The 11404-nt window shown below is 45.1% G+C and carries 8 protein-coding genes; 1 reads left to right on the plus strand and 7 read right to left on the minus strand.

The annotated features are described in order from the left end of the window. Nucleotides 1–6: 6 nt before the first annotated feature. The 4 genes from Q1Q75_RS16990 to Q1Q75_RS17005 all read right to left on the minus strand — a co-directional run bounded on the left by Q1Q75_RS16990 (nucleotide 7) and on the right by Q1Q75_RS17005 (nucleotide 6333). Nucleotides 7–981, minus strand: a complete 975-nt coding sequence (locus Q1Q75_RS16990; protein WP_300673034.1) for an RICIN domain-containing protein — start codon at nucleotides 979–981, stop codon at nucleotides 7–9. 215 nt (nucleotides 982–1196) lie between these two features. Next, nucleotides 1197–3593: an RICIN domain-containing protein gene (locus Q1Q75_RS16995; protein ID WP_300673036.1), complete on the minus strand. Its 2397-nt coding sequence runs from the start codon at nucleotides 3591–3593 to the stop codon at nucleotides 1197–1199. Between the two features lie 768 nt (nucleotides 3594–4361). Continuing rightward, the gene (locus tag Q1Q75_RS17000; RefSeq protein ID WP_300673038.1) at nucleotides 4362–4982 is read right to left on the minus strand and encodes a class I SAM-dependent methyltransferase; all 621 of its coding nucleotides are present in this window, start codon (nucleotides 4980–4982) and stop codon (nucleotides 4362–4364) included. A gap of 409 nt (nucleotides 4983–5391) precedes the next feature. Then, nucleotides 5392–6333 carry a hypothetical protein gene (locus Q1Q75_RS17005; protein ID WP_300673040.1) on the minus strand — a complete coding sequence of 314 codons (942 nt, stop codon included), beginning with the start codon at nucleotides 6331–6333 and terminating at the stop codon, nucleotides 5392–5394. Nucleotides 6334–7288: 955 nt separating this feature from the next. On the opposite strand from Q1Q75_RS17005, the gene Q1Q75_RS17010 reads away from it, so the two are divergent. Next, a complete protein-coding gene (locus tag Q1Q75_RS17010; protein ID WP_300673041.1) occupies nucleotides 7289–8041 on the plus strand; it encodes a hypothetical protein in 753 nt (250 codons plus the stop codon). Nucleotides 8042–8556: 515 nt separating this feature from the next. Here Q1Q75_RS17010 and Q1Q75_RS17015 read toward each other — a convergent pair. From Q1Q75_RS17015 to Q1Q75_RS17025, 3 genes are all read right to left on the minus strand, one after another. Then, nucleotides 8557–8967: a hypothetical protein gene (locus Q1Q75_RS17015; RefSeq protein WP_300673042.1), complete on the minus strand. Its 411-nt coding sequence runs from the start codon at nucleotides 8965–8967 to the stop codon at nucleotides 8557–8559. 342 nt (nucleotides 8968–9309) lie between these two features. Continuing rightward, nucleotides 9310–9978, minus strand: coding sequence for a hypothetical protein (locus tag Q1Q75_RS17020; RefSeq protein WP_300673044.1), 669 nt, complete (start codon nucleotides 9976–9978; stop codon nucleotides 9310–9312). Between the two features lie 591 nt (nucleotides 9979–10569). Beyond that, nucleotides 10570–11175, minus strand: a complete 606-nt coding sequence (locus tag Q1Q75_RS17025; protein WP_300673046.1) for a hypothetical protein — start codon at nucleotides 11173–11175, stop codon at nucleotides 10570–10572. Nucleotides 11176–11404 lie beyond the last annotated feature (229 nt).

Raw genomic sequence — 11404 nt, forward strand, 5'->3', positions numbered from 1 at the left:
ACCCCACTACATTTTTTTAATTAATGCCTGAAGATGCTTTCGGGCCAGCGTATCCTTTTCATGTTTTGCCGTCGATTTAAGGGTCTCTTTAATCATGCCCAACTGGAGCCTCAGGGCAAAATTGGATTTGACGACTGAAAAGTCGACACGGTTCAGTTCCCCATAAACAATGCCGCGAACAATTGACTTTTTATTATCACGCACGGCGAGAATAATATTCTGCAAAGCAGCCACGACGTCCTCATCCATCGCGTTGAGTATCTCATGGATACTTAAGGCATCGTTGTCCCTTGCCAATCGCTTATAGTTGACCTTCCCAAAATAACGACGGCCCCTGTTTCCATCCATATCTCTGCACGCTTCCTCCAGGGAAACCTTGATGGGTGGCGCAGGGATAAAAGCTGTTCGGGATTTGACATTAACCAGAACCCACTCACACCAGGGTCCGTTGTGGTCATCCCAGATGTGCACATTACTTCCGTTCTTCGATGAACGCCCTTTAAGGCAAAGAATTTTTCCTGTGGTCGTATAGATTTTCCAGCGGCCGTTGCCCAGATGCTTGAACCTGAATGCCTGATTGTCCCCCCCGTTGGTAGTCCACAGGCCCACATTGGTTCCATTTTTACGTCTTCCCCCGGCGACATCCACCTTGTTCCGAGCTTTAGGGCTCAGCATGCACCCTATTTGATAAAGGCCTTGTCCCGCTTTTCGAATATAAAATTGTCGGTCGTCATTGATGGAATCCTGTTTGGTAACGTCCCACACGCAGATATTCTGGCCTTTTTTAAATTGATGCGGAACACCGGGGATATCCCAGCACCCGTTCCAGTTCTTGGAATAATCCTTTGCTGACTGAATATAATAAGGACCATAGGGAATCTCTTCGTCATGAAAAGAGGTCCCCGCAAATAGAGACGGCAGGCCAAAAAATAACGCCATCAGGAGTATCAGAAGCAGCTTATTCAATACATTCTTTGTCATCAGTCCACCTTTGTTTTTTATAATGATTCGCCACACCCAAACGAGACCCACCGATTCTCCCGGAACGCGATATGCCAAAACCGTGTCGGGGTGAGGGCATTGACGCTTTGTCGCCTCCGCAATGACACCCGGATGACGGGATGGGCCGGGCGCCACACGGTCCGACGCCCAGGGGTCTCAGATTTCATGCCAGAAGTACCGACGTCTATGGGTGATCAATAAATTTTAAATTTTTTGCCTTTTTGAGGCCCATCGGCGTGAACAAACGTCCACTGCTGGCTCGTATCACTGTGACGGCGCCACTGGTGAAGATGTGCCCCGTTTTTCTTCATATTCTTTTTGCCGCCTTCAATATCAATGGCCTTGCCACTGTGCTTTGCAATCAGAATAAAATACGAGGGGCTGTGGGTGACAATTTTAAATTTCTGAGAGTCCCCGTTGTGCTTATTCCAGACATGAAGAGCCCCGCCGTTCTCCCTGGATTTTCCTTTGACGTCCAGCCGCCGTCCGCCGTTCTGGAACTCGATCCACCAATAACCCCCTCCGGCAGGGACAAAACGCACGCGCCTGTCTGCTCCATTGTCGAGATCCCACAAAGCCAGAGGCGCCCCATTGTGATTGCTCTGAGCGGCAGTCCCCGGAAGATCCCAGTATTTGTTCCCATAACGACACCTGATGTAATAGGTGCCTTTAAACAATTGGGGTGGGGCCGGAGTGGTTTTGTGTTTTTTCATGACAACCCACTTCTGATTGTCCCCTCCGTGGAAATCCCACTGAGACACCGGACATCCATTTGAACTAACGCGTTGTTCCTTGGCATCGAACACTTTATTGGAGATCTTGGATCGGATAAACCAGGTATTTGGCTCTCCCGCATATTCAAACCGGAACAGCTGACCCGCCGTTCTGGTTTCATTCCAGAGCTGAATATAAGAGCCCTTTGTGGTGCCTCCGGGAATATCGAGGACAAAGGGTGAGTGCTGGGGCTGAATCAAAAACCAGCCGTCCTGAACCCCCTTGATTTTGATATAACGGTCTGGATCTTTGTCCATGGACCACAGGGAAAGGCGTCCCCCCTTATTTTCCGCTTCCAGCTTGGCCCCTGCAAAATCCCAGTATTTTCCTCCGGCCTTGCAACGAACCGTATAATACGTGTTGGGACGCGGTGTCTCCATCTCACGGGGCGAGGTGGTTTCAAAAAACCATTTTTGCGCTGACTCTCCCGAGAATTCGTCTTGAATCACCGCCCCGTCTTCACCGGCCGCCAGATACAGGCCGCTGGAACGTACTTTAAGAAAATAGGTCTCGGCCTCGCCGTCCACGGGCTCCATCTTGAACAGCTGCTCCGGATGACCTTTTGTCATGAGCCCAAGGGTAAGCCTTTCCCCCGGCGCAGAGGCCCCTTCGGGGAGAATTGCCGTTAAGATATCGTTTTGGGGCTGCAGGTAGACCCACTCTCGGTCCAAATCATGGGGAATAATTTTGATAAACCGATCGGCGCCTTCCTTCTCCCTGGTTCTGCGATCTTTGCGCGAAAGGTAAAAATCCGGTGCCTTTGCATTAAGACTCATTTCATACTCCGGCAGATCCCAATACAACCCGGAGGCTTTGTTTTTAATCATGTAAAGGCTATTTTTTTTCGCAAGAATATTGGCCACCGCTGTTGGCAGGGGACGCTCTTTACACAGCGCATCAAAAGCCGCGATAAGTTCCGCCTTTCTCCGGGCATCTTTGCAAAAACCCCAGATGGGCTTTAAACTGTCTTGATCAAAATCACAGAGAACCGGCCTCTCCTCGATACCGTCCGCCCATAGCTTATAAACCTCCCAGCTTTGAATGTTGTTGGCGTATTCCGAATTTCCGCCAACGACCCGAAGGCTGGTTCGGGTTTTCGACTTTTTGAAGGTCTCCGCCCACGACGCATGGGAACTTGCCTCAACACTGATGGCCTTGTATTGCGAGGTCACAGCCACGTCGATCTGCTGGGCGGTGGTGCCCTCCGTGATCTCAGAGATCGAGGTAAAATCCGCCCGGCCGCCGATATAGGCACTTGCGATGTAATGCGTCCCGTAAGTCTCAAATAATTTTTCAGGGGCGGCGGTTTCCAGATCATTTAAAAAATCGGGGTCGAGCATCTCCAGAAGCCGAGACCTTCTTCGCTCATCCAGGGAGACCCGCCACTTTGTGTTGGCATCCATGTAGGTAAAATAATATTTTTGCGAGCTGCCTGTTTTGTCTTTGCTGTAACTGGATTCAATGGAGCCTGAGAAAAACATGGTGTCCGCCTCAAGGCCCGCCTTTGCAGCGAGACTCTTTGCATAGTCTCGCAGACTTTCCCCCTTGACCGTTTTGACAATATGATTCGATATATTCTCAAGGATCACAGACTCAGGGACGCTGTATAAACTCGAGCCAATCGGTTTGGGAGCGTAATTTTTATATCTGAAAAGACAGTATCTTTTCTTGCTTGCCTGGTCCGCATACTCGCCGAAAACATTGTACCCGTAACCCAGAACATCAAGACCGGGAGCAAGAGTTTCACTGCTCGCGTTTGAGCCTATGCCTCCCAGAAGGAAGTAAAGCACAACAAAAGCAGACACTATTTTTTTCATAATTATTCCCTTCGCAGAACAAATTTTATAACAATAGTTTCTGAATAGATAAAATATAGAAAATATTGTTATCACGCTTGGCGTTCCTTGTTGACAATCACCGTCATGCCCATTTTTTTATACAAAATAGTCCAATTTTCATAATATTGACCCGGCCGAAAAGTCAAGTTAAAATAGACTTGAGAATGCAATGAGTATTCAGTACCTTTCATGAATGAAACACCCCGAGGCCTTTGAAAAACCCAAAATATTAAATAGTAATGAGTAACATCACTCCGGCGACAACCTGTATCGCCAAATCTCAACACCAGGATATTTCCATGGAGAGATGATAAGCTTGTCAACAAACCACAGCCCATGCTCAGAGAACACTTACACGCCCACGGCCGGAAAGGGTCGTCCTTGTGTCTCTTGGATTTCAAAAACACCGGGAGAATGAAAAGAGGGGTTGGTGCAGGAAGGAAAACAGACAGCCCTGTCATTCAAGTGAATGGACGAAGCCACCGTGCAGCAGCCTTCGCCCATTCGCCTGAAAAATAAAAAAGTACAAAAAGCAATGCCTCCGGCGGCAAGGTGAGCCACCTTGAAAGCAGGTATGATTATTAAATTTCAGTCGCCTAACCCGAATATTTCATGGAAAAACGATCATACCAAATAAATAAGATGTTATTGCGGCTTGTTACTGTGAAAAATTTAGATATTTTCAACTTACAAAATGTAATTCACGGTTTTCTGCTCGATTTTCTCACCCTTCGGGCTAAAAAGGTCTCACAGCTTTTCAGCCACCAGAAAAAACAGGGGAAAGGTTCTCTCTTCACCCGATTTAATCTTTCGACGGATCTGATAATAGTCCGTCACTTGTACCACCTTAAACCCAGCCCGATTGAGCTTTGCGGACAGCGCCTCTACCTCAAAGCCATTGTGGCCGGTAAAGTCCCGGTCATTGTGATGAAAGGAGCCATCTTCCTTGTATAGATCCGCAATCATCAAGGAACCGTTGCTGCCCAAAACTTTTGCGGCGCTGTTTAAAAACAGATCGAGATCAGGGATATGATGCAGTGTCATCAGTGCAATAATCGCTGAATAGGAACCAACAACTTCGGAAAGGTCCTGCTCGATTCTCTGTGTCGAAATATTGGGGATCTGTGCTTCTTTGATTTTTTCCTGTGCCACGCGAAGCATTTCGCTGGATGTATCCACAATGGTGATGCGATCAAAGACATCACGCAAGCAGACACTCAGCAACCCCGTCCCGCCCCCAAAATCTAAAAGATGCCCGGTGTCCTTTAAAGAGGCTCTCTTACAATATTCCGCCGTCAGTTCAGATCTCTCAATTTTCATGGGATCCTGATCCCACGTGCTGGCCATCCGATCAAAATACTCGCTCATGAAACATCTCCACGTTTAAAAAAGTCGATCCCAAAACATACAATGCACCCAAAAGGTCCGGGAATCGCCTCCGTTTGTCAAGAGGATAGATTTTTGTAACCAAGGGACAAAAATTAAGTAAAACAGCTAAAATTGCCTCCGGCGGCAAGGGTGGCGAAGCCACTTAGGCAAAAGCACCTTTAAAACGGGTTTGCGAATGCTCTTCGGCGGCTGGTACACCGGGTACCTCGCTTCCGCATTCGCGTGACGGATGAGGGGTGGCAATGGCAGTCTCAAGGGCATGAGCTGCCGGTGCTTCAATGTCAATTCACGGGTTGACATTAACCGGAATAACTCCGGCTGCAAAGATGCGCTTTGCAGGCCTTGATGAGCGTTTCATCCCCCTTCGCGTTTACATCCCCCTGCCCTTCTACTTTCCCTTTAATCCGACCCCCGCATTCCCAACCCTGGCCTGAAACGGCGTCCCATCCTTCAGGCGCCCGAAGACCGTAACTTCGGGGTCGTCCTTTTGGGTTTCCTGGGAGTCACGCAGCTGTGCACGATCAAAAAGACAACGCAGCACGGCTCCATCATACAGTGATAACCCCAATTTCACTTTGACCTGTTCCCGGCTCAAAAGAGCCACCCCGGTCGCCCTGACAACATGATTGGCGAGAAGACTTTCCAAATCCACACGCTCAAGCGCGATGGGCTCCCCCTTCAGGTCCCTGAGATTATCCAACACACAGAGGACCTGTTCCTTGGCAGGCGGCAGAGCAACACTCTCACCGGTCACCGATGGCAATCGGGCATCCGATCCGCGATGGAAGGTGGAGGGTAAAAATCGACCCTCTACTGAAAAAAAGTCATCCGGTCGAATATAATCCATTTTATCCTGGAGCCGCCCCATCAGGGTCTCGTCATCTGACGACGGAAAGGCTGTTTTCCAGTGCCCATCGACCTGTTCAAAAAGCGAAGCTCCCATTTGGATAGTACCATCCGGCTTAATTGATTTTCCGGTCACAATGATATAACCGTTGTAAGGTTCCTGATCGATGATGAGGTATCGGGTCCCTTTATGATACAACTTTAAAGCGACCTCTGGCTCTAAACCGGCCTTCTGATACAACTGTTTATGAATGGTTACGGTTTCCGGGGTCAATGTTTCAAAATACCAGTCAATGTCCTGGTGAACCAACGAAGAAATTCGCGCCACCAAGGCATTTTCTGGGGTGTCATACCGGGCATTTGCCTTCTCCACCGGCAAAAAGAACCTGGGAAGAGGTTGCGCACGGCACGGCTGGGGAGAAGCACTCAAAAAAGCCATCAAAACGAACAGGAACAGCTGCACGATCTTGCGTAAGTTTTTCACTCTCCCTCTCCTCATATCGGATAAACATGGTTTAATAATTCAGAAATTCACGGTTTTAAAACCGGGTGGCGGGAAACAAAACGGCAATGGGCAATCGGCTATAGGCAATCGGCAAAGGAGTCGCTTCGCTCCGGCTTTTAAGGGCTCAGGCAAAAAATAAATGCACAATTTTCACAGAAATGCCGCTGTGATTTGACCCGAGGAATCCACCTGCGCAAAAGCCTCCGGTGTGACAAGTCCGCCTTCGCCCGTATCTGAGTGTCATCACTCAACCCGCGTCGGGGGGCTACGGCGCGACACGCGAGGGTTAAAGTGCTGCGGAAAACGCTTTCAAGGTGGCACACCTTGCCACCGGAGGCTTTTTTTAGAACTGAATAGTTACCTTTTGCTTTTATTTTTTGCGGAAACCCTGGATAACAGTATAGAAAACAATAGTCCCATTCGGAGCGCCGCACTCCGGTGCGGCTTTTTTGTTTGGCGGCAGCCATACCCCCGCTTTGTTCTCTGTCCATATAAACCATGACGGTCATCACAGTGAGGCGATCCGAAAAGAAAGCAAAAACAGGCCCCCTGAAACTTTTGCGTCTATCACCTGAAATTTCTCTGCAAATATAGCCCGGCTCGCCCGAAGGGTGAGAAAAGCGAACAGATAACCGTGAATTACATTTTGTATTTTTGAAATAACTGAATTTTCCGGAATAACTCATTGCAATAAATATTTATTTCTTCGAATCGATCGTTTTCTCATGAAATATCCGGGATAGAACTATTCAGCTCTTAAATTTGCCTCAGAGTGGACAATCCCTCCGGTCGGTCTCGCGTGCACTCGTGATTCCGAACCATCTCCTCCAAACAGAGCCTCACCGTGCCGTCCTTGTCTTAAGATCGTCCTTATGCTAAACATCTGAGACGTCAGATAAATTGACGACCAAACCCGCTTTCAAGGTGGCTCACCTTGCCGCCGGAGGCCTCTCTTTTTTGTATGTTCTCTTTTTGCTCAAGTCTTAAGTTGGCCCTTAATGAATTTTTAAAAGCCGGAAACCACCTTGCGATGAATATACTAATTGTCTGCTATTCCCGAACTGGTTTTACCGAAAAAGTGGCAGAACGTATTGCGCAAGAACTCACATCACGAGGCCATGTTGTAAACATGGACCGTCTTCATGTCGTAGACGAAAAAAATTGCTGGAATCTTCTTTTCAGGCAGATTTATCAATACCCCCTGGTTGGCCTGTCAGTGATCAGTTCATCTTTTTACCGCTGGTGGGCAAAAAACTATCATCAGCCGGAAGATGATATCCAGCCGCATCATTTCCCGGATGTATCGGAATTCGATCATATCTGTATCGGCGGCCCCAAGTGGGCGTATACCTCCTATCCAATTGCACGCTACCTTAAACAGATCCAGGGTCTTGAACAAAAATCAGTGAGTGCTTTTTCGACCTTTGGAGGGCCACCGCTGAAACTCTTTGAGCTTGGCTTTATTTTTACCCCCATGAAAAGACAAATTCAAAAAGCCGGTGGAAACCTTGTGGCTACTTTAGGGGTGTCCAGCAATTACCATGAGCTCCATTTAATCCCGATCTTCAGGCTGCTTTCCTGGATTGTTCTCCGACGCTCCCTTAAATCGTTTACCATTGACAGCGATTATGGAAAACAGAGACTCACGTCTTTTTGTCATAAAATTGAGCAGGAACCATCCCGGTGATCAGGAGACAGAAGAGACGACAATGAAAAGAATGGCTTCAATGGCCTCCGGCGGCCCTGCCGGGGGCTAAACTTTTGAAAAGTTTAACAAACAGGTCTTATACCTATATGGCCCAAATGCGGATGTGATTTGACCCGAGGAACCCGCCTACGCGTTCAGCTACGCTTAAAAACCGCCTACGCCGTGACAAGGGGACAAAGCACATTCGTAAGTAGCTTTCAAGGTGGCACACCTTAGCGCCGGAGGCTTTTTTTGGTGCTGAATAGTTACAAAAAGAACTTCAAGAATTTTTGAACCACGAAAAGCACGAAAGGCACAAAAAAAACGCTTAAATCCTGAAATTGCAGTCTCATGACCCCGCATGCCCAGAAATCATTCCCTTTTTAAAAAACACTGCATTTTTTATGTTTAAAGTCAGATATTTTCTTATATAATTCTGACTTTGAGATGACCTCGGGCTTTTCCAACAACCGGATAAGATCGTAATTCGTTATATTTATTATTAGCATCAGTTTTTATCGATTCTTTTTGCTTCGTTTTTTCTTTTTTTGATTTCTTGGAAGTTTTGTTTTTTCTTTATTTTTGGTTTTAATGCCATTTAAATGTTCATCGATTTGTCTATCTCTGATCTTATCGTTTTCTCGTTCTACAACTCTTGAGCTATAGGAAACCAAAAAGTAGCCTATTGCAGGGGGTATGAAACCAATTGTGAATAGAAAAATATTTAAAGTGTTCGACCAATAATCTTGTACATATCGAAATGAAAATAGTGGTGCTTTCCACATATTTGATAAAGATCCATGGTAGGTAATAGGATAATAAATACCATTATAAATTTTCAGCAAAATACCTGAGCTCATCATCCATATGATACAAGAAAAAATAATTTTCCCAAAATTTTGGTCAATTTTTCTCCAGATACTCATAATGTGCTTTCAAATATAACGTTTGCTTCGCCTGACCCTGACGGCAAAAGCACGACATTGTTTGATATTTGACAAATTACGCCCAATGAAGCGCATGGCGCATGTCCCCTGGCCTAATGACTTTGAAGCTATAAACGGCGTAAGGATCACTGAAAGCCCATACCGCCAAGGGTTAATGGGCGGAGGCATGACACCCTCTTGGGCGCGCCGTGCTCCGTCGCGGCTTTTTTGTCGGGGGCATCCCAGCTCGAATTTTTTTTCATCCGGCTCAATCATTTCAATCTTTCCCAACCTCGGCCTCATGCCACTAATGAACAAATCGAGAAACAATCAGGAGGGGTGTCAAATGTCAAGACGGGACCCCTTTTCACAATCTATCCATTTATTATACATATTGAAAACAATGTAAAAAAAACTAAAAACAAGAAATAATGTTAATAACCAAAAAAACAATTGTTTTATCGCACCGTCAAAACTCAGTACTCTAAAATTAAGACAAGCATGGAACCAGAATGGGAACACCAAGAAGCCTTCGTTATTGCCACCTATAATAGGAATGATAGAGATCGTGGTAACCAATGCTTGAACAAACATTCTGACAAAAGCATATTTAATTTTCGAACCAACAAACCAACCCAGTATCGCTATAATCGGCGAAAGTGTGAATATTGAAATTAGGTCAAGCTCTTCTTTGCCGACTAAACGCCTGTATCTTCTGATTTGTGATAATTTGCCATTTTCAAATACTAAAGTAATGAAGTCAGTGTTATGTGAGTTAGCATTAATTACTAAATTATATACTCTCTTGTAATTATTTATTTCATAAATCTTATTAGATTCAAGCATGTCTTTAGCTTGAATTAATGCTTGTTCTTTACTTATACCCACAGCAAAACCACTTGTTTTACCTGACATTACGGTTTTATCTTCAAAACTCAACTTAACAAATAATAAAAATAAAATATATATGAAAAGTACTATAAGTGCTATGCGAGCGGTCCAAATCCCCATAGACTAAATCACCTTGTAAGTTCTAACGTTTAAATAGTGCATGGTGCCTGCCCCCTGGTCTCCTGGTCTTTTTATTGCCCTTGATTTGCTGACCGAGCCATTGGCAAAAATCGGAAGTGGACGCATTATGAAAAAAAGGACCACCGTCATGGCGGCTTTCTCCTGCTGGGGACAGGTTGTCCTCAGAAACCACAACTATACAATTTTCGTGGCTCAATATGCCGGCAAGAGTAACGAAAACATCCCGCCACGCGACACCACGTAGGGTGTGCTTGCGCACCATTTGCTCGGGAAGCCAACGTTTTTTGCCATTTCCATGCTGCTTGAAGGGTATCCGTTCATGAGCTTTCTTGACCCTAAAAAAGAACCTAAAGAATTTTTGAACCACGAAAAACACGAAAGGCACGAAAAAAAGCTAAAAGCATGAAATAGAGTCTCTTTTAAGGCAGTTGAATGCTGTCCTGATCGTGATTTTCGTGTAGTTCGTGGTTAAATTGTCCTTGATTTGCTGACCGATCCATCGGAACAAACCATGAGGCGGACGCATGATGGACAAACACAAGCTATTCATGGCTCATTCAGATGGTTTAATTAAAGCCCGTTTACACAGTTTACGACCCTGCACGCCATGAAATCGGAAACTCCACAAGTTTTTTTCTGACTTGCACTCATAGCATGAAAAATAAGTTCTAATTTGCCTGGATGTTTTACGGCCATTTTCAGGTCGATTTGAGAGGATACATCCCGCAAGAAAATCTTGTATAAACCGGGAATATATTCGATTTTTTTGTTTTTCATTGATGAAAATAGCCATATCAAATCGTTAGGAGTAATTCCGTTTTTTTTCTTCGCAAATTCTACAATATTTTCAATTTTACCTTGATCGCTCTCATTCATTTCTTTGTATAAAAGCCTTAAGGGTATTAAAGAAAGTTTAAATTTAGATTCTTCAAATGCTTTTTTTAGGACTTTTTTTCTTTCATCGGGATTGGTCACCAATTGTTTGTTACTATCATAAATACGGATATCTGCAAATTTTAGAATACAACTCGAACCAACAGACTTAGTTTGTTTAGTTTTGTCATTCATAATCACATGTTCATATCTTAACCTTTCATGATCACATAGCTCGCAAGATATGTCCTTTTCAGGATGATCATATATTTTACCGGTAAAAAACCACTCTGAATATTCCATATTTGGCTTTACCTCGTCATTTTAAGCGAACATATTGAATACCATTGGAATTGCACAATATGTAAGAATCGGAATCAAAGGGCTAATGTCAGCGGCGTCTTTAATCTGCATGCTCACTGGCGGTACGAAAGTGTAGTCAATTTTCTTCCTTTCTTTTTTTCTTCAGTTCCCACATTTTAAAATTATTTTCTTCATCTTCTTTATTTTCTTCATAATTTCCTTTCCCACA

The sequence above is a fragment of the Desulfoluna sp. genome, from assembly GCF_030145185.1.
Lineage (GTDB): Bacteria > Desulfobacterota > Desulfobacteria > Desulfobacterales > Desulfolunaceae > Desulfoluna.